Source organism: Pseudoxanthomonas sp. GW835-FHT14C01 (assembly GCF_058793715.1).
On record NZ_JBXAGB010000005.1, the window covers coordinates 70,905 to 88,406 of the forward strand.

The 17,502-nt window shown below is 67.6% G+C and carries 18 protein-coding genes and 1 tRNA gene; 11 read left to right on the forward strand and 8 right to left on the reverse strand.

Features of this window, described 5'->3' with window-relative positions; genetic code table 11:
• The first annotated feature begins 1 nt into the window (after position 1).
• Positions 2-718 carry a DUF8198 family protein gene (locus AC1Q5B_RS19650; protein WP_492633133.1) on the forward strand — a complete coding sequence of 239 codons (717 nt, stop codon included), beginning with the start codon at positions 2-4 and terminating at the stop codon, positions 716-718.
• Positions 719-721: 3 nt separating this feature from the next.
• On the opposite strand, the gene AC1Q5B_RS19655 is transcribed toward AC1Q5B_RS19650, so the two are convergent.
• Positions 722-997, reverse strand: coding sequence for a polyhydroxyalkanoic acid system family protein (locus tag AC1Q5B_RS19655; protein WP_492633134.1), 276 nt, complete (start codon positions 995-997; stop codon positions 722-724).
• 98 nt (positions 998-1,095) lie between these two features.
• On the opposite strand from AC1Q5B_RS19655, the gene AC1Q5B_RS19660 reads away from it, so the two are divergent.
• Positions 1,096-1,896, forward strand: a complete 801-nt coding sequence (locus tag AC1Q5B_RS19660) for an FHA domain-containing protein (RefSeq protein WP_492633135.1) — start codon at positions 1,096-1,098, stop codon at positions 1,894-1,896.
• Here the strand turns inward: AC1Q5B_RS19660 and msrQ are convergent.
• Both msrQ and msrP read right to left on the reverse strand, forming a co-directional pair.
• Positions 1,865-2,434 (reverse strand): protein-methionine-sulfoxide reductase heme-binding subunit MsrQ, encoded by a 570-nt coding sequence (gene msrQ / locus AC1Q5B_RS19665; protein WP_492633255.1) that lies wholly within the window; start codon positions 2,432-2,434, stop codon positions 1,865-1,867. The two genes, AC1Q5B_RS19660 and msrQ, sit on opposite strands and share 32 nt — an antisense overlap.
• 69 nt (positions 2,435-2,503) lie before the next feature.
• Positions 2,504-3,472, reverse strand: coding sequence for a protein-methionine-sulfoxide reductase catalytic subunit MsrP (gene msrP / locus AC1Q5B_RS19670; protein WP_492633136.1), 969 nt, complete (start codon positions 3,470-3,472; stop codon positions 2,504-2,506).
• A gap of 201 nt (positions 3,473-3,673) precedes the next feature.
• Between msrP and serC the strand changes: the two genes are divergently transcribed.
• The 3 genes from serC to aroA all read left to right on the forward strand — a co-directional run bounded on the left by serC (position 3,674) and on the right by aroA (position 7,476).
• Complete coding sequence (serC, locus tag AC1Q5B_RS19675) at positions 3,674-4,759, forward strand: phosphoserine transaminase (RefSeq protein ID WP_492633137.1); 1,086 nt, start codon at positions 3,674-3,676, stop codon at positions 4,757-4,759.
• Between the two features lie 97 nt (positions 4,760-4,856).
• On the forward strand, positions 4,857-6,008 hold the full coding sequence (pheA, locus tag AC1Q5B_RS19680; RefSeq protein ID WP_492633138.1) for a prephenate dehydratase: 1,152 nt from the start codon (positions 4,857-4,859) through the stop codon (positions 6,006-6,008).
• Between the two features lie 163 nt (positions 6,009-6,171).
• Positions 6,172-7,476, forward strand: coding sequence for a 3-phosphoshikimate 1-carboxyvinyltransferase (gene aroA, locus AC1Q5B_RS19685; RefSeq protein ID WP_492633139.1), 1,305 nt, complete (start codon positions 6,172-6,174; stop codon positions 7,474-7,476).
• 236 nt (positions 7,477-7,712) lie between these two features.
• On the opposite strand, the gene AC1Q5B_RS19690 is transcribed toward aroA, so the two are convergent.
• Both AC1Q5B_RS19690 and AC1Q5B_RS19695 read right to left on the reverse strand, forming a co-directional pair.
• Entirely contained in the window at positions 7,713-8,279 is a 567-nt protein-coding gene (locus AC1Q5B_RS19690; RefSeq protein WP_492633140.1) for an energy transducer TonB, read from the reverse strand.
• Between the two features lie 446 nt (positions 8,280-8,725).
• Positions 8,726-9,373, reverse strand: a complete 648-nt coding sequence (locus tag AC1Q5B_RS19695) for an energy transducer TonB (RefSeq protein ID WP_492633141.1) — start codon at positions 9,371-9,373, stop codon at positions 8,726-8,728.
• A 111-nt stretch (positions 9,374-9,484) separates the two neighbouring features.
• On the opposite strand from AC1Q5B_RS19695, the gene serS reads away from it, so the two are divergent.
• Positions 9,485-10,765: a serine--tRNA ligase gene (gene serS, locus AC1Q5B_RS19700; protein ID WP_492633142.1), complete on the forward strand. Its 1,281-nt coding sequence runs from the start codon at positions 9,485-9,487 to the stop codon at positions 10,763-10,765.
• Positions 10,766-10,805: 40 nt separating this feature from the next.
• On the opposite strand, the gene AC1Q5B_RS19705 is transcribed toward serS, so the two are convergent.
• Both AC1Q5B_RS19705 and AC1Q5B_RS19710 read right to left on the reverse strand, forming a co-directional pair.
• The gene (locus AC1Q5B_RS19705) at positions 10,806-11,540 is read right to left on the reverse strand and encodes a DNA alkylation repair protein (protein ID WP_492633143.1); all 735 of its coding nucleotides are present in this window, start codon (positions 11,538-11,540) and stop codon (positions 10,806-10,808) included.
• Positions 11,541-11,707: 167 nt separating this feature from the next.
• Positions 11,708-12,286 carry an FMN-dependent NADH-azoreductase gene (locus tag AC1Q5B_RS19710; protein ID WP_492633144.1) on the reverse strand — a complete coding sequence of 193 codons (579 nt, stop codon included), beginning with the start codon at positions 12,284-12,286 and terminating at the stop codon, positions 11,708-11,710.
• A 115-nt stretch (positions 12,287-12,401) separates the two neighbouring features.
• On the opposite strand from AC1Q5B_RS19710, the gene AC1Q5B_RS19715 reads away from it, so the two are divergent.
• The 4 genes from AC1Q5B_RS19715 to AC1Q5B_RS19730 all read left to right on the forward strand — a co-directional run bounded on the left by AC1Q5B_RS19715 (position 12,402) and on the right by AC1Q5B_RS19730 (position 15,403).
• Positions 12,402-13,409: a LysR family transcriptional regulator gene (locus AC1Q5B_RS19715; protein ID WP_492633145.1), complete on the forward strand. Its 1,008-nt coding sequence runs from the start codon at positions 12,402-12,404 to the stop codon at positions 13,407-13,409.
• A gap of 122 nt (positions 13,410-13,531) precedes the next feature.
• A tRNA-Ser gene (locus AC1Q5B_RS19720) sits at positions 13,532-13,621 on the forward strand.
• Positions 13,622-13,792: 171 nt separating this feature from the next.
• Entirely contained in the window at positions 13,793-14,074 is a 282-nt protein-coding gene (locus tag AC1Q5B_RS19725; protein ID WP_492633146.1) for a hypothetical protein, read from the forward strand.
• Positions 14,075-14,236: 162 nt separating this feature from the next.
• Positions 14,237-15,403, forward strand: coding sequence for a serine hydrolase domain-containing protein (locus AC1Q5B_RS19730; RefSeq protein WP_492633147.1), 1,167 nt, complete (start codon positions 14,237-14,239; stop codon positions 15,401-15,403).
• Positions 15,404-15,551: 148 nt separating this feature from the next.
• Here the strand turns inward: AC1Q5B_RS19730 and AC1Q5B_RS19735 are convergent, their stop codons facing one another.
• Positions 15,552-16,394, reverse strand: a complete 843-nt coding sequence (locus tag AC1Q5B_RS19735; protein WP_492633148.1) for a type 1 glutamine amidotransferase domain-containing protein — start codon at positions 16,392-16,394, stop codon at positions 15,552-15,554.
• Between the two features lie 109 nt (positions 16,395-16,503).
• Between AC1Q5B_RS19735 and AC1Q5B_RS19740 the strand changes: the two genes are divergently transcribed.
• Positions 16,504-17,418, forward strand: a complete 915-nt coding sequence (locus tag AC1Q5B_RS19740; RefSeq protein WP_492633149.1) for a LysR family transcriptional regulator — start codon at positions 16,504-16,506, stop codon at positions 17,416-17,418.
• The last annotated feature ends 84 nt before the right edge of the window (positions 17,419-17,502 follow it).

Consider the following 17,502-nt stretch of genomic DNA (forward strand, 5'->3'; position numbering starts at 1 on the left):
CATGGCCCGAACAAATCCGTTGACAGAACGCGTCGGCCGGCGGCTGGCCTGGCACCAGGCCGCGCACGACCCGGTAGGCGAGCCGCGCAACCGGTTGCGCTGGCTGCCCGAAGTGCGGCGCTGGCAGGCAGCCCGGCTGGAGGCCAGCTTCGAGCACTTCCTGAATGATCCGACGCGACGTGCGGCGGCGATGTTCTTCCTCAGCGACGTCTATGGCGACCACGACTTCAGCGGACGCGATGCCAACGTCGCCAAGGTCATGCCGATGATGCAGCGCCTGCTGCCCGGCGCTGTGCTGGAGACGGTCGCGCACGGCATCGAGCTGGGGGTGCTGACGCACGCACTGGACATGCGCATGGCCGAGGCCTTGCACCGGCTTGCGCCGAACCGGCGCAAGCTGGATGCCGACCTGTACGGTCGCGCCTACCGCGAGGTGGGCCTGCGCCGCCTGCGCCGGCATCAGATCGATCTGATCGCGGAGGTGGGCGTGGGCCTGGCGCGCGCGGTGAAAACGCCGGGCGTGGCCACGCTGCTCAAGCTGTCGCGGGGACCGGCCAAGGCGACCGGACTGGGCGAGCTGCAGGGTTTCCTGGAGCGCGGCTTCGCCGCGTTCGCCGCGCTGGGCGATGGCAAATCGTTCGTACGGGATATCGAACGGGCGGAGCGGTCGGTATCGCGCCGCTTGTTCGCGGCCGACCCGGATCCGTTCCGCGACTGACGGTCAGTCGAATTTTTCGCTCAGCACCCGCCGGATTTCCTGCTCGATCGGCCCCTTCATCGCCGACAGCAGGAAGCCGAGGTTCGCAGTGACCCGCAACTTGTCGGCCAGCAGGGCGATCTTGCCGTCCACGCCGGAGCGGCTGAAGTTCAGGGTGTCGCCGTCCCAGCCGTAGTCCATGTCGAAGCGTTCGGCGAGCTTCTTGGCGACGCCTTCGATGGCCTTGCGCGCCTGCGCGGGCGTTTTGGAATGCGGGTGCTGGATGTCGATGCTGGCCATGCGCGGCTCCTGTGACGTGAAGCTATTCTGCGCGGCCCCGCGTGAAGATGCCAAGCCGGGGCTGCCGGCCGCGCGTCAACCTGCTAGGCTCCCGTCGCGTGCAGAACCTCCGACTTCATTTCAGCAACCGCCCCGCGCCGGATCGGCCGCTCACCACCGGTGTGCACCGCATCGTGCGCGAAGCCGCGGGCACGATAGGCGTCGGCGACGCACTGCAGGGCGCGCTGCTCGCGCAGATCTGCGTCGACCGCCGTGGCCTGTGGCTGCAGGTCGCCAACGGCATGCGCGGCGTGCATATCAACGGTCGGCCGGTCAGGCGCATGGCGGTGCTTCGGCCGGGAGACGCGCTGTTCGTCGAAGGCGTGGAATTGCTGCTGCAGTCCGGTTATGCCGCGGCGTCCGACCTGCGCGACAGCGACGCCGGCCAGGGCGACATGCGGGTGGTCCTGCGTGGCCTGGGCGGCAAGTACCACGGCAGGAGCGTGTCGCTGGAACAGCCTCGCGTGGTCGGCCGCGCCCGCGATGCGCACATCCGCATCGACGATCCGGCGTTCGCCGAACGTCATGCCCGGCTGGAGTTGCGCGGCGACCGTGTGCTGCTGCGCGACCTGGGCTCGCCCGAGGGCACCCGGGTCAACGGCGTGGCGGTGCGCGATGCGCTGCTCGTGGCGGGGGACCAGATCGTGTTCGATGCCCAGCATCGCTTCGTGCTGGAGGTGCCATGGGCGCCCAGCGCGAAACTCGACGAGGCCGCACCCATCGACGATGCCGCCATGCCCGTCGATCGCGTCGCACCGGAGAAGCCGACATCGTCGGCGTTGCGCTGGCCCTGGTTACTGCTGGCGGCCCTTCTGATGGCGGGCGCGCTCAGCGCGCTGCTGCTGTTCGGCGCCGGCTGACCGCTTTCCACGCACGCCAGCCGAGCAGGACCGCCAGGATGGCCGCGTACAGCAGCGGTTCGCGGATGTCGGACTTCACCAGCCACCAGAAATGCAGCACGGCCAGCACGCCGATGGCGTAGACGAGCTTGTGCAACTGCCCCCAGCGGCGGCCGAGCCGGCGCATCCAGCCCTGCGTCGAGGTGATCGCCAGCGGCACCAGCAACAGCCAGGCCGCGAAGCCGACCGTGATGTAGGGCCGTTTGACGATCTCTTCGAAGATCTGCGTCCAGTAGCCGCGCAGATCCAGCCCCAGATACACGGAAAGGTGCAGCGTGGCGTAGAGGAATGCATACAGCCCCAGCATCCGCCGGAAACGCAGCAGCACCGACTGGCCGGTCAGTTGCCGCAGCGGCGTGACAGCCAGCGCGACCATCAGGAAGCGGAGCGCCCACAGGCCCGTGCGATGTTCGATCTCCGCCACCGGGTCAGCACCCAGCGCGTCGCTCCCGGTTTGCCATACGTCATAAAACTGCCAGGCCAGGATCGCCACCGGCATCAACGCCAGCGCGTGCACCGCGGCCTTCGCGGCGATCAGCCCGGCTGACGCCCTGCGTGCCGGCGCCACTCAGTACCACTTCTTCAGGTCGAGACCCGCGTACATCGAGGCCACCTGGTCCGCATATCCGTTGAACATGCGCGTCGGGATGCGTTCGGCGAACAGCTTGCTCTGTGTGCCGGCGATGCGACGCTCGGTCTTCTGGCTCCAGCGCGGATGATCGACGTTCGGATTGACGTTGGAGAAGAAGCCGTATTCCGACGGCTGCAGGTCGTGCCAGGCGGTTTCCGGCATCTTCTCGACGAACTTGATCTCGACGATCGACTTGATGCTCTTGAAGCCGTACTTCCACGGCACCACCAGCCGCAGCGGCGCGCCGTTCTGCTGCGGCAGCGGCTTTCCGTACAGGCCGGTGGCCAGCAGCGTCAGCGGATGCATGGCCTCGTCGATGCGCAGGCCTTCGCGGTAGGGCCAGTTGATCGAGCGGTAGCGCACGCCGGGCATCTGCACGGGATCGGCCAGCGTGGTGAAGGCCACGTACTTCGCCTTGGACGTCGGCTCGAACCTCTTCAGCACCTGGCCCAGCGGCACGCCCAGCCACGGAATGACCATCGACCAGCCCTCCACGCAGCGCAGGCGGTACACGCGCTCTTCGGGCGCGAGTCCCTTCACCAGATCCTCCAGTGCGAGTTTGCCCGGCTTGGCGCATTCGCCGCCGACCACTACCGACCACGGCGAGGTCTTCAGCGTCTTGCGGGCATTGGACGGGTCCGCCTTGCCGGTGCCGAACTCGTAGAAGTTGTTGTAGCTGCTGACGTCTTCGAGCCGGGTCAGCGTTTCGGTGGTGCGGAAGCCGGACCGGGCCTGTTCCGGCGTCACCGTGATCTTCGGTGGCGCGGGCGGCTCGGCCTCCGCGCAGCCGGCCAGCGCCAGTGCGGGTGCCGCCGCCAGCGTCTGCAGCAGGCGCCGTCGTTCCAGGTAGACGCGCTCGTCGGTGATCCGGGAGGCGGGAATCCGCAGGGCATCGCGCAGGGACATCGGCATCTCCAGGACAGGGCGTGGGGGTTGGACGTCTCCCGCGCCGGAAAATTCCCGGCACCGGAGAGGCAGGCACAGCCTATACGCGACCGGGTGAGTGGGGGATGCAGGCCGTCCGCGATTCATGACGGATCGTCCGCTTCGTTGCCCCTGCAACAGATGCGCTGCGGCATACTACGGATCCTCCTGTTCAGGTGTCCCATGACGCGCGCGTTCAACTTCAGTGCCGGCCCCGCCACGTTGCCCGAACCCGTGCTGCGCCAGGCCCAGGCCGAAATGCTCGACTGGAACGGCATCGGCGCGTCGATCGTGGAAATCAGTCACCGCAGCCAGGACTTCATCGCGGTCGCCGCGCAGGCCGAAGCCGACCTGCGGGCGCTGGTCGGCATCCCGGACGATTACGCCGTGCTGTTCCTGTCCGGCGGCGCCACCACTCACCAGGCCCTGCTGGCGCTGAACTTCGCTGCACCGGGGCAGGTGGTCGACTATGTCGTCACCGGCCACTGGGGCAAGACCGCGATCAAACAGGCCCGGCCCTACTGCACGGTCAACATCGCCGCCGACGGCGAGGCCGGCGGCTTCCACGACATCCCGGCGCGCGATACCTGGCGGCTCACGTCCGATGCCGCCTACGTCCACATCACCGCCAACGAGACGATCCACGGGGTGGAGTTCCGCGACACGCCGGACGTGGGCGACGTACCGCTGTTCGCCGACTTCAGTTCCTCGATCGCCTCCGAGCCGCTGGACGTGTCGAGGTACGGCGTGATCTACGCCGGCGCGCAGAAGAACCTCGGCCCGGTCGGCGTGGCGGTGGTCATCATCCGCAAGGACCTGTTCGAGCGCAGAGGCCAGCCGCGCGCCGACATCTTCGACTACCGGTCGCACGCCGCGCGTGACTCCATGCTCAACACGCCGCCGACCTGGAACTGGTACCTCGCGGGGCTGGTGTTCAAGTGGATGCTGGCCGAAGGTGGCGTGGCCGAATTCGCCCGTCGCAACGCGGTGAAGTCGTCGCTGGTCTACGGCGCCATCGATGCCTCGGGTGGCTTCTACCGCAACGAGGTGGCACCGGCCGCACGCTCGCGGATGAACATCCCGTTCTTCCTGCCGGACGATGAACTCAATGCGCGCTTCGTGGCCGAATCCAAGGCCGCCGGCCTGCTGGCGCTGAAGGGGCACAAGGCGGTCGGCGGCATCCGCGCCTCGCTCTACAACGCGCTGCCGGTGGAGGGCGCACAGGCACTGGTCGATTTCATGCGCGACTTCCAGCAACGCAACGGATAAGTAGCGCTGTTGTAGGAGCGACGTAAGTCGCGACCGCCAGCCTTCCGGTCGCGACTCACGTCGCTCCTACAGAAAGCATCTTCAGGGAACACGAAACATGGCCTCCAAACCCAGCAAGCCGAAGAAGACCGCCAAGCCCACCGCGGGCAGGAAAGCTGACGCCACGCCCGCACCGGCCCTCTCCGACGTGCGCGCCAAGATCGACGGCATCGACCGCCAGATCCAGTCGCTGATCGCCGAGCGGGCGCACTTCGCCCACCAGGTCGGCAAGGCCAAGGGCAAGCTCGCCGCCGCCGTCGACTATTACCGTCCCGAGCGCGAGGCGCAGGTGCTGCGCATGGTGGTGGACCGCAACGAGGGTCCGCTGTCCGACGAAGTGTTGGTGCACGTGTTCCGCGAGATCATGTCGGCCTGTCTCGCCCAGCAGGAGCCGCTGAAGATCGGCTATCTCGGGCCGGAGGGTACCTTCAGCCAGCAGGCCGTGCTGAAGCACTTCGGCCGCTCCGCGCATGGCCTGCCGCTGGCGAGCATCGAAGAGGTGTTCCAGGAAGTGGCCAGCGGTGCCGCCGACTTCGGCGTGGTGCCCGTGGAGAACTCGGGGCAGGGCACGATCCAGATCACGCTGGACATGTTCCTGACCTCGGACCTGAAGATCTGCGGCGAAGTCGAACTGCGCGTGCACCAGTTCCTGATGTCGCGTACCGGGCGCGTCGACGACATCGAGCGCATCTACGCGCACCCGCAGTCGTTCGCGCAGACCGCGGGCTGGTTGCGCGCCAACCTGCCGAAAGTCGAGAAGGTGCCGGTCTCGAGCAACGCGGAGGGCGCCCGTCGTGCACGCGGCAATGACGACGCGGCGGCCATCGGCGGCGAAAGCGCGGCGCACGTGTACGGCCTGAAGAAGGTCGTCATGAGCCCCATCCAGGACGACAAGGACAACACCACGCGCTTCCTGGTGATCGGCCGCAGCCTGTTCCCGCCGTCGGGCCACGATCGCACCTCGGTGCTGGTCTTCATCCACGACAAGCCCGGCGCGCTGTTCGACGTGCTCAGCCCGTTCGCGCGCCATGGCATCAGCATGAACCGCATCGAATCGCGCCCGTCGCACCACGCCAAGTGGGAATACGGTTTCTTCATCGACCTGGCCGGCCATATAGACGACGAGGCGATGAAGCTGGCGCTGGCCGAACTGAAGCAGCACTCCGCGCAGATCAAGGTGCTGGGTTCGTACCCGGTCGCCGTGCCCTGATCCGCATGCGCTCCTTTCCCCGCTTGCGGGGGAAGGCTGGGATGGGGGCAGCGTCCGGCGTCCGGGTACGCAATTGTCCATTTCCCCTCAAGGTCGGCTTGCCCCCACCCCAACCCTCCCCCGCAAGCGGAGGAGGGAGCAGAACCCGAGAGATCGAATTGCCATGACACAAGACTGGATCGCCTCCGCCGGCCAACCGCTGCGCGGCACCCTCGACATCCCCGGCGACAAGTCGGTCTCGCATCGCGCGGTGATGTTCGCCGCGCTGGCCGATGGCGTGTCGACCATCGACGGTTTCCTCGAAGGCGAAGACACCCGTGCCACCGCCGCGATCTTCTCGCGGCTGGGCGTGCGCATCGAAACACCATCGCCGTCGCGGCGCATCGTGCATGGTGTCGGCATCGACGGGTTGAAGGGGGCCGACGGTGATCTCGACTGCGGCAACGCCGGCACCGGCATGCGCCTGCTCGCCGGCCTGCTGGCCGCGCAGCGCTTCGACAGCGTGCTGGTCGGCGATGCCTCGCTGTCCAAACGTCCGATGCGCCGCGTCACCGGGCCATTGTCGAAGATGGGCGCGCGCATCGATACCCACGAAGGCGGTTTGCCGCCGCTGCGCATCCACGGCGACCAGCCGCTGACGGGCATCGACTACACGCTGGAAGTCGCCAGTGCGCAGGTGAAGTCGGCGGTGCTGCTCGCCGGCCTGTATGCCGAAGGCGAGACCGTCGTGCGCGAGCCGCATCCCACGCGCGACTACACCGAGCGCATGCTGAAGGCGTTCGGCGTGGACATCGACTTCTCGCCCGGCTTCGCGCGCCTGCGCGGCGGCCAGCGGCTGCGAGCCACCGATATCGTGGTGCCGGCGGACTTCTCGTCGGCCGCGTTCTTCCTGGTCGCGGCCAGCATCATTCCCGGGTCGGACCTGCGCCTGCGCGCGGTTGGCCTGAATCCGCGCCGCACCGGCCTGCTGCAGGCACTGCGCCTGATGGGCGCCGACATCGCAGAGGAGAACGCCAGCGAGCATGGCGGCGAGCCGGTCGCCGACCTCATCGTGCGACATGCGCCGTTGCGCGGCATTGCCGTGCCCGAAGCGCTGGTGCCGGACATGATCGACGAGTTCCCGGCGTTGTTCGTCGCAGCGGCGGCGGCGGACGGGCCCACCGTCGTCACGGGTGCGGCCGAGCTGCGGGTGAAGGAGTCCGACCGTCTTGCTGCGATGGCCAACGGCTTGCGTGCATTGGGCCTGCGCGTGGACGAGACGCCCGATGGCGCGACCATCTTCCCTGGCGAGCTGCAGGGCGGGGGGGTGGACAGCCATGGCGACCATCGCATCGCGATGGCGTTCTCGATCGCTGGACAGCTGGCGAAGGGCGAGGTGCGCATCGGCGACGTGGCGAACGTCGCGACGTCGTTCCCGAACTACGATGGGTTGGCGACAGGCGCGGGGTTTTCGTTGCGCAAGGCGTAGTGCGACTGCTTTCTGTAGGAGCGACGTAAGTCGCGACCGCGAGCCTGCAGACCTCATGTAGTTGGCCCTGACCATGATGTGCGGGCGGACGTTTTCCCTCATGCGTCATTGGTCGGGCACCGACGATCTGCGGTCGCGACTTACGTCGCTCCTACCGAAAGCGGAAGATTGCGCACAGAAAAAGGGGCGCCTGCCCGCGCCCCTTTTCCCTTCCTCGTTTTGTTGCTCCCGAAACGTCAGATCGGCTTGAAATCGACCGGCACCTTCACGCTGGTCGCAATGGCCTTGCCGTTGCGCATGGCCGGCTCGAAGCGCCACTGCTTCACAGCCGTCAGGGCTGCACGATCCAGCTCGCGCTCGCCGCTGCGTTCGACGACGCTGACATTGACGGGGTTGCCTTGGGCATCCACCTCGGCCAGTACGACGACCGTGCCACCGACGCCTGCACGCAGCATGGACGCCGGGTACTTCGGTTCGGCGTTGCCGGCCATCGGGCGGGCGTCGCGGCTGATCGCCGCCGGACGGTTCGCGGCACGCTCGGCGCGCTCGCGGTTGGCGGTCGCCGTGGTGCGCTCCTGCGCGGGCGTGGTAGCCGCCGGCTCATCGATCACGCTGCCCGGCACTGTCGCCAACGGGGCTTCGGCCGGTGCGCGCGACTGGCTCCACCAGATCAGGCCACCGGCGGTGACCGCGAAGGCGAGCAGCATCAGCAGGACGGGCGAGGTGGTGCTGCGGCGCGGCTCGACCGTGGTGTCTTCGACGGTGTCCGGAGCGCGGTATTCGTTGTTGGTGGGCATCGACATATGAACCTCCGTTTCGCGTTGTGGGTTCCGCGTTGGAACGGTGCCGAGTCTTTGCCTAGGGATGTTTGCGATGCGTGATTTGGCGATGAAGCGAGCCGGTTTGAGTTCAGGTACTCAAACCGGCGTTCATGTGCGTTTAGGTCATGTGCAGATCAACGCGACAGCAGCCACCACAGCACCGCCAGCAAACAGAGCGCGCCAACTCCCAACCTCCCGATTGGCAATGCACAACCGGAATATATGTCCGCTTCGGGGAGTCGGCCATGCTCCAGTCCGTGGATCAGAGAGTCGATACCGGGGACCGTTCGTGCATCCACATATTGAATGCGGGCACGATAGTCGCATACCAGAATGTCAGCCCCGTTTTATCGACAGGGCTGATCGCCCTCAACCGCCGCAGTTCGCTTGCGATCTCATGCAGGTTGTCGCGATGCACGCTGAAGGCATCACCGCATCTTGAAATCGATAGGCACGGTGACCGCGCCGGGCACCGGCTGCCCATCGCGCTGCGCCGGCTGGAAGCGCCATTGGCGGACCGCGGTGAGCGCGGCGCGATCGAGATCGCGCGAGCCGCTGCGTTCGGCGACCTCGACCGAGGTCGGGATGCCATCCGCGCCCACGTCGACGCGGACCATGACCGTGCCCTGGTCGCCATTGCGCATGGCAGCGGACGGATATTCCGGGGCCGGTGTCTGGCCGGGGATCGGCACCGGCACGTCACCGGGCGCCAGCGGAACGGTGGCAGCCGTCGGAGCCGCTTCGGCAGGCGTGGCCGGCGGCGGGGTCTCGGAGACCGGGGCCGGCATCGGCGTTTCTTCGACCAGTTGCGGACGTTCTTCGGGCGCGGGGCGCGGAGCCGGTTCCTCCATGCCGCTGGCGCCTGCGCCGGTGGAGAGCGGTTCGGGCAGTGCCTCGATCGGCAGCGGCTTGCCCGACGGGGTCGCCTCCGGGGTATAGAAGCCGTCGTCGCGGCCGGCCCACCACACGATCACGAACAGCAGCAGGCCGATGCCGAAGGCGATGGCGGCGTTGCGCAGGGCGGTGCGGGGCAGGCGGAAGGTGAAATGCGGGTCGTGCGGTTGCTGGGCCGACATGGGGATCACCGGAAAAGACGCGCCGATTCTTGCACAGCCGTGGTTAACCGCACGGGCAGGCGGTCGCAGATGGGCGATAATGCCGGCTTCTCACGCCAGACTGCTGTTTCCATGCTCGATCCCGTCCTGCTCCGCACCCAGCCCGCCGAACTCGCCCAGCGCCTCAAGGAGACCCGCGGTTTCGACCTGGACGTGTCCCGCATTGCCGACCTGGAAGCCGCGCGCAAGCAGATCCAGAAGCGCACCGAGGAACTGCAGAACCTGCGCAACACCCGCTCCAAGGCCATCGGCCAGGCCAAGGCCAAGGGCGAGGACGTCGCCGCGCTGATGGCGGAAGTGGCCGGCTTCGGCGACGAGCTGAAGGCCTCGGAAGTGAAACTGGACGAGATCCGCAGCGAGATCGAGGCCATCGCGCTGGGCATCCCGAACCTGCCGCACGCCAGCGTGCCGGTCGGCGGCGACGAAGCCGGCAACGTCGAACAGCACCGCTGGGGCACGCCGCGCACGTTCGAGTTCGACGTCAAGGACCATGAGGAACTCGGCGCCCGCCACGGCTGGCTGGACGCCGACACCGCCGCCAAGCTGTCCGGCGCGCGCTTCACGGTGCTGCGCGGCCAGTTGGCCCGCCTGCACCGGGCGCTGGCGCAGTTCATGCTCGACCTGCACACCAACGAACATGGCTACGAAGAGACCAGCGTGCCGGTGATCGTCAACGCCGACTCGATGCGCGGCACCGGCCAGTTACCGAAGTTCGAGGAAGACCTGTTCGCCACCCAGCTGGGGGAGCACAAGCGCTACCTGATCCCGACCTCGGAAGTGCCGCTGACCAACATCGTCCGCGATGAGATCCTCGACGACGCCCGCCTGCCGCTGCGCATGACGGCGCACTCGATGTGCTTCCGCTCGGAAGCCGGCAGCGGCGGCCGCGATGTGCGCGGCATGATCCGGCAGCACCAGTTCGAGAAGGTGGAGCTGGTCTCCATCGCGCGCCCGTCGGAAAGCTACGACGAGCAGGAGCGCATGACCCGCGCCGCCGAGACCGTGCTGGAGAGGCTGGGTCTGCCGTACCGCCGCATGCTGCTGTGCACCGGCGACATGGGCTTCGGCGCCGCCAAGACCTATGACCTGGAAGTCTGGCTGCCGTCGCAGGCCATGTACCGCGAGATCTCCTCGTGCTCGAACTGCGAGGACTTCCAGGCCCGCCGCATGCAGGCCCGCTGGCGCAATCCCGCCACCGGCAAGCCAGAACCCGTGCACACGCTCAACGGCTCCGGTACCGCGGTCGGCCGTGCGCTGATCGCGGTGATGGAGAACTACCAGAACGCCGACGGCTCGATCACCGTACCCGAGGCGCTGCGTCCGTACATGGGCGGCGCCGAACAGATCGCCTGATGTTTTATTTCCTCTCCCCGCTGGCGGGGAGAGGAGAGCTTCAAGCCTTCTTCGCGCGCCTTGTGCTGGCCCTCGCGACCTTGGTCCGCACCAGCGGCCGGCCGAGGTCGCGCAGCGCGTCCTTGCCGATCCAGCGCCGTGTTGCGTCGTCAGACGTCGCCAACCGTTTCGCCAGCGTCGTCGCCTCGGCGTGCAGCACCGCATTGCGATGGCCGGTGGCCCGCAATGCCCAGCTCACGCCTTTGCTGACGAAGTTGCGCGCGTCGTCCGCCTCGGCGTCGATCAGTGCGAGGGCGTCCAGGAAAGCCGCGTCGGCGGTGCCACGGTCGTGCACCGCCAGCCCGGCGAGCAGGGCGAACGCCGCGCGCTTCTCGAATTCATTCCGTTTGGGTGCCCACGTGGACACCCGCGACCACGCATGCGGGCTGCGATCGAACAGGTGCAGGCACAGCGTGTCGCAGACCGCCCAGTTGTCGAACTGGCGGCACCAGCGATCCATCTGCGCGACCGTGAGCAGCGCCGGATCGGCAACGAAGGCGACCAGTAAGCGGGCTTCGTAGATCCCACTGTCCCACAACGGCTGCGCGAGCGCGTGCTGGCGCCCGATGCGCTTGCCCAGCGCCTGGATATCGCGCATCGGCACGCCCAGGGCGTGGGTGTCGGGAATCCCGTAACGCGCCAGCCCGGCGCGATGCGTCGGGCTGGACGCGGCGTTCAGCAGGGCGATCGCCTGCGCGGCGTCGAACGTTTCCGGGGCGGCTTTCCGGGTGGGCATCGGCGGATCACGGGGACGAGTGCCGGCAGCATACCGGTGCCCTCCTGCGATCCCGATGCCGGTGCGGCTGCCTCGGGCAGTCGCGCGGGGGCACGCCCTTCCTTCGCCACAAAGAAAACGGCCCGCTTGCGCGGGCCGAACGGAGAGGCGTGCGGTGTTCCGGGAGCTCAGGCTGCCCGGCGCAGCGGGGTGGGGATGCTGGCCAGCGCGGCTTCGATGGCCTGCGCCTTGTGCTCGGGCGAGTAGGCCACGCGTTCGGCGCGGATGAACTCGACGTCGGTGATGCCCAGGAACGCGAACACCTGCTTCAGGTAGGGCGCCACGAAGTCGATCACGGTGCCGGCGTACTCGCCACCGCTGGCCTCGGCCACGATGATCTTCTTGCCGCCGGCCAGGCCCACCGGGCCATTCTCGGTGTACTTGAAGGTGCGGCCGGCCACGGCCACGCGGTCGATCCAGGCCTTCAGCGTGGACGGCACGCCGAAGTTGTAGCGGGGCACGCCCAGGACGATGACGTCGGCGGCCAGGAACTGCTGCAGGGTGGCCTCGCTGGCTTGTGCGGCGGCGGCATCGCCCCCACCCAGAATGGCGTTGGTCAGATGGGGCAGCGGGTCGGCATCGAGGTCGCGGTAGGTGACCTCCAGCCCGGGCACGCTGTCCTGCCAACGGGCTACGATGGCGGCGGTCAGTTGTCGGCTGACCGAGTTGGCGGCCAGCGCGCTGCTGTCGATATGCAATAGTTTCACGGTGGTGCTCCTGTCGGGTACGGCCTGCGCCGCGTTGGGAGCCACTGTAGGTCGTTGCATTATTGGGATAAACGTGGTCTAACGTCACTGATTGTTCTATAGGCGGAACTATTTCATGCAGCACGACCTCAACGACCTCTATTACTTCGCCATGGTGGTGGACCACGGTGGCTTCGCCGCGGCCGAGCGCGCCCTGGGCATTCCCAAGTCCCGCCTGAGCCGGCGCATCAGCCAGCTGGAAACCGACCTGGGCGTGCGCCTGCTGCAGCGCTCGACGCGCCGCTTCGCGGTGACCGACGTCGGTACCAGCGTGCATCGCCATGCGCAGACGATGCTGGCCGAGGCGCAGGCGGCGCGCGAAGTGGTCGACCGCCTCAGTGCGGAGCCGCGCGGCGTGGTGCGCGTCAGCGTGCCGGTGGCGGTGGCGCAGATGCAGCTGCCGAAGATCCTGCCGGCCTTCCTCGACAAGTACCCGAAGGTGCGGCTGCAGCTGCATGTCAACAACCGCCGGGTCGACATCATCAACGAGGGCTACGACGTGGCGCTGCGCGTGCGCGCCAAGCTCGACGACGACGGCAGCCTGGTGATGCGCAGCTTCGGCCAGATCCAGGAATTGCTGGTCGCCAGTCCCAAGTACCTCAACCGTGCCGGTCGTCCGAAGGTGCCGGAAGACCTTGCCGAGCACGTGACGCTGAGCATCAGCGAGGACGAGGCGCGCCAGCGCTGGGAGTTGCACGGTCCGAATGGCGAGGTGCGCCGCATCGAGCTGAATCCGCGCTTGGCCGGTTTCGATTTCCCGCTGCTGCAGTCGATGGCGAAGGACGGCTACGGCGTCACGCTGCTGCCGGAGACGGTGTGCGCCGAGGCGGTACGCAAGGGTGAGCTGGAGGTGGTGCTGCCGGAATGGAGCCTGCCGCAGGGCATCTGCCACGCGGTGTTCGCGTCACGCCGGGGCTTGTTGCCGGCGGTGCGGGTGTTCATCGATTTCTTGGCCGAGCACCTGCCGCAGCAGATCGAGTCGTCGCGTCTGGATTGTGGTGGCGCCTGTGCGGAGGCGAAGGAGAAGGCCATCGCGATGGCGATCGACAACACCAAGGCCGGCAAGGTGAAGAAGGCCTCGTAAGCCACGGCGGCGGGGTTCGTGCGAAAATGCGCGCCGGCCTGCAAGGGGCCGGGTAGGGAACATGGTAGCGGGGGCAGGATGTGAACCTGCGATCCGACCAGTGAGTCCCGAGAAGCAATAACGGAGAGATGGCCGAGCGGTTTAAGGCAGCAGTCTTGAAAACTGCCGTAGGTGTAAGCCTACCGTGGGTTCGAATCCCACTCTCTCCGCCACTTCGGCAATCACGAAACGTAAGATGGGTGAAGCGTAGTGATACCCATCGCTTGCGGTGCCTGATGAATAGCGAGAGCTACGGTCTACGACTTTTTGCCAGTCCGCTTCTCTCCTATGCGCTGAACACGCCGGCTAGACTGCGACAACGCCTGAGCACGACGCAGACCCATATGTCCCTGACCCCAACCCCCATCACCGCCGCCATCGCCGGCATCTTCGCCGGTGTCACCATGCCGTTGATCTGGCCGAAGCTGGGGGACGAGACGATGTACTGGGTGTTCGCGTTCCTGCTGGTGATCGCGCTGCCGATGCACGTGCTGGTCGTGGGCACCAGGCCGATGCAGACCGCCGGGGGCAGGGCGGGGATCGATGCCGCCGTGCTCAAGCGCGTGGTGATCTGGCTGGTGGCCGGCATCGCCAGCGTGGCGCTGATGAAGATCGTCGCGCCCTGAGGGGACGGGTCGGGTAAGGCTCTCGGCGGCATCCGGGCGTTGTGGGGGCGGTCTCGGCGGGCGCTTCGCTTAGCCGGGCTAGGGGAGCTACCGGGACGTGACCTCTGGCGCTGTCGCGGTGGTGTGCAGTCTGTAGGATCGGATGCAGACCGGGGAGACATCATGCGTCCATTGCTCGCGATTGGCCTGTTCGTCCTGCTGCCGTTCGCCGCTTCGGCGACCGGTCCCGTGTCCCCTGCCATTCCCACGCGCGCCGCGCTGGATGCCGAAGTCATGGCGGCGATGAAGGCCGCGCAGGCCAACGGCCTGGCCATCGCGGTGATCGACGATGGCAAGGTCGTCCACGTCGCCGCCTACGGCCAGCGCAACGCGAAGGGCGATCCGCTGCAGACCGCGACCGTCATGTACGGCGCCTCGCTGACCAAGGCCGTGTTCGGCTACACCGTGATGCAGCTGGTGGACGAGGGCAAGCTCGATCTCGATCGCCCCGTTGGCGAGTATTTCGACAAGCCGCTGCCCGACTATCCGGTCGTCGCGGGCTATGGTCCGTGGCCCGACCTGGCCGGCGATGATCGCTGGAAGACGATCACCGCGCGCCATCTGTTGACCCACAGCAGCGGCTTCGCCAACTTCGCTTATCTCGAACCCGACGGGAAGCTGCGCTTCCACTTCGATCCCGGCACGCGTTACGCGTACTCGGGCGAGGGACTGATCCTGCTGCAGTACGTGATCGAGCGCGGGCTGGGCCTGGACCTGGGCGCGGAAATGCAGCGCCGCGTGTTCGACCGCTTCGGCATGCCGAACACCGGCATGACATGGCGTGCCGATTTCGCGACCAACCTCGCCGACGGCTGGACCGAAGATGGCGCCGTCGAACCGCACGACGAGCGCAGCCGCGTGCGCGCCGCCGGGTCGATGGATACCACCATCGCCGACATGGCGAACTTCGCCGCCGCCTACATCAACGGTGAAGGTCTTACGCCCGCGGCGTTCGCCGCGATGACCGCGCCGCAGCTCGCCATCACCACCGCCTCGCAGTTTCCCACGCTGCAGGACGAACTGCCGCCCGCACAGCGGCGCAAGGATCTGGCGGCGGGCCTGGGCGTGGTGGTGTTCGACGGCCCGCAGGGCGCGGGCTTCTTCAAGGGCGGCCACAACGACTCCACCGGCAACACCTGGGTGTGCGTGAAGCAGCGCAAGCGTTGCGTGGTGATCCTGGGCAATGACGTGCGCGCCGAACGTGCGTTCCCGCGCCTGGTGGCCTTCGTGCTGGGCGAGACCGGCGTGCCGTGGACGTGGGAGTACGGCAACAAGGCGTTCATCGACTGACGCCGCGGGAAGGGCCGGGGGATCGGATGTCTTTGATCCTCGCGCCGCCCTCGTCCGGTGTCGCGACCGCCGTCGTGCGAGGAGAGGGCAGGGCGGCGACGCGCGCGTGCCGGGTAGGCACGCGCATCGAGCGGCCGCGGGGAATGCCTCAATCCAGCCTGTCCAGCAGGGCCTTCGCCACGCCGACCGCCGAGGCCGGGTTCTGGCCGGTGATCAGTTCGCGGTCGATCACCACATGGGCCTGCCACGGCTGGACGTTGCTGCGGTACTGCACGCCAGCCTGCTGCAGGGCGGTCTGCGGATAGAACTTCATGGTGCCGCCGTTGAGCGCGCCCTTGGCCTGTTCCTCTTCGTCGTTGCTGATCACCGTCACCTGGTAGCCGGCGTAGATCCACGATGCAGGCGCGCTAGCGCGTTGCCCGCCTTCCATCTGCTGCAGGAAGGCGGCATTGCCGGGTAGCGTCGACAGCAGGGCGATGGGGCCATGGCAGACCAGCGCGGTTGGTTTGCCCCTCGTGTGGAAGTCGGTCAGCAGGCGGCCCAGCGCCGGGCTGGCCAGCAGGTCCTGCATCGGCGCATGACCGCCGGGGATGTAGACCGCGTCGAATTCGCCGTAACCGATCTGCTCCACGCGGGCCAGGCTCAGCACCGGCGATTGCGCGGCGGCGGTCAGCTTCAGCTGCGCCAGCAGATCTTCGTGCGCCTTCAAGGCGGCGGGGGCGTTGCCGAAGTAGGCCGCGTCGATCGAGGTGCGGTCGACGGTGGGCGCTCGGCCTTGCGGGGTGGCGAAGGTGATCCGGTGGCCGGCGTCGCGCAGCGCCTTGACCGGTTGCATCAGCTCGTTGAGGTAGAAACCGGTGGGATAGGCGCGGCCGTCGCGCAGGTCCAGGTGGTCGGCGTCGGACAGCACCACCAGCACGTGGGCCGCCTGGGCGTTGGCGGAGCCGAGGGCCAGCAGCACGGCGGCGGCGAGGGGGGCGAACAGGTTCATGGCGGTCTCTTGGCGGGGACGGAATGCCCCGGTTGGCGCGCACTTTATTCCGACCGTATGAGGCGATAAATTGGCCTTGCAGGAAGTCATCTGTTCATAGGAGGCAATAATGGCGCGTCGATTCGATCACCTGGCCGATGTGGAGGCGCTGGTCGCCGTGGTCGATCACGGGTCGCTGACGGCGGCGGCCGTGGCGCTGTCGACCACACCGTCGGTGGTGAGCCGGGCCATCGCCCGACTGGAGGCACGGTTGGGCGGCCAACTGTTGCGACGGACCACGCGCCGGATCGGCCTGACCGAGGCCGGCCGGCTGTACGTGGAGCAGGCGCGCGCCGCCTTCCACCTGATCGACGATGCCGAGCGCGCCGTGCAGGGTGAAGCGGGCACGCTCACCGGGCAGGTGCGGATCAGCGTGCCGACCACCTACGGGCATTACCGGTTGCCGGCGCTGTTGCGTGGATTCGTGCAGCGGCATCCGCAGGTGCGGGTGGAGGTGAACATCGCCAACCGCAATGTCGATCTGGTCGCGGAAGGCTTCGATCTCGCCATCCGGCTGGGTGAACTGCCAGACAGTGGCCTGGTCGGGCGCAAGCTGGAAGAGGCGACGTTGAGTGTGGTCGCGTCATCGGCCTATCTCGCCGCGCACGGCACGCCGGCATCGCTCGATGCGCTTGCCACGCATGCCTGCCTGCCGTTCGTGCTGCCGAGCAGCGGACGCGTGGCGCCGTGGCTGTTCCGCGTGGACGGCGACGATATCGACTGGACACCGGCATCGCGCATCGAAGTCTCCGACGATGTGCTGGGCGTGGTGTCGCTGGCGCAAGCCGGCGTGGGCCTGTGCCAGAGCTACGACTTCATCGTCGATGCGCATGAGCGACGCGGCGTGGACCTGGTGCGCGTGTTGCCGCAGTTCGCCGGACGCACGCGACCGTTTTCGCTGATCTATGCGCCGCATCGTCGCTTGTCGGCCGCATCGCGCGCGTTGATCGATGCGCTGGTCGAGGCGACATCGCACGCGACATGAACCTGTCGGCGTGCGAACCCGATATTCGGCACCGGACGCGATGACTGCGGAAATCAGCGGAAAATACGGAATTTCCCGGCTGCG

Bases quoted from the DNA above. Each gene is read 5' to 3' on its own strand.
- AC1Q5B_RS19650 (WP_492633133.1), top strand. From the start codon at position 2: ATGGCCCGAACAAATCCGTTGACAGAACGCGTCGGCCGGCGGCTGGCC.
- AC1Q5B_RS19655 (WP_492633134.1), bottom strand. From the start codon at position 997: ATGGCCAGCATCGACATCCAGCACCCGCATTCCAAAACGCCCGCGCAG.
- msrQ (WP_492633255.1), bottom strand. From the start codon at position 2,434: ATGCCGGTGGCGATCCTGGCCTGGCAGTTTTATGACGTATGGCAAACC.
- msrP (WP_492633136.1), bottom strand. From the start codon at position 3,472: ATGTCCCTGCGCGATGCCCTGCGGATTCCCGCCTCCCGGATCACCGAC.
- serC (WP_492633137.1), top strand. From the start codon at position 3,674: ATGACGCGCGCGTTCAACTTCAGTGCCGGCCCCGCCACGTTGCCCGAA.
- pheA (WP_492633138.1), top strand. From the start codon at position 4,857: ATGGCCTCCAAACCCAGCAAGCCGAAGAAGACCGCCAAGCCCACCGCG.
- aroA (WP_492633139.1), top strand. From the start codon at position 6,172: ATGACACAAGACTGGATCGCCTCCGCCGGCCAACCGCTGCGCGGCACC.
- AC1Q5B_RS19690 (WP_492633140.1), bottom strand. From the start codon at position 8,279: ATGTCGATGCCCACCAACAACGAATACCGCGCTCCGGACACCGTCGAA.
- AC1Q5B_RS19695 (WP_492633141.1), bottom strand. From the start codon at position 9,373: ATGTCGGCCCAGCAACCGCACGACCCGCATTTCACCTTCCGCCTGCCC.
- serS (WP_492633142.1), top strand. From the start codon at position 9,485: ATGCTCGATCCCGTCCTGCTCCGCACCCAGCCCGCCGAACTCGCCCAG.
- AC1Q5B_RS19705 (WP_492633143.1), bottom strand. From the start codon at position 11,540: ATGCCCACCCGGAAAGCCGCCCCGGAAACGTTCGACGCCGCGCAGGCG.
- AC1Q5B_RS19715 (WP_492633145.1), top strand. From the start codon at position 12,402: ATGCAGCACGACCTCAACGACCTCTATTACTTCGCCATGGTGGTGGAC.
- AC1Q5B_RS19725 (WP_492633146.1), top strand. From the start codon at position 13,793: ATGTCCCTGACCCCAACCCCCATCACCGCCGCCATCGCCGGCATCTTC.
- AC1Q5B_RS19730 (WP_492633147.1), top strand. From the start codon at position 14,237: ATGCGTCCATTGCTCGCGATTGGCCTGTTCGTCCTGCTGCCGTTCGCC.
- AC1Q5B_RS19735 (WP_492633148.1), bottom strand. From the start codon at position 16,394: ATGAACCTGTTCGCCCCCCTCGCCGCCGCCGTGCTGCTGGCCCTCGGC.
- AC1Q5B_RS19740 (WP_492633149.1), top strand. From the start codon at position 16,504: ATGGCGCGTCGATTCGATCACCTGGCCGATGTGGAGGCGCTGGTCGCC.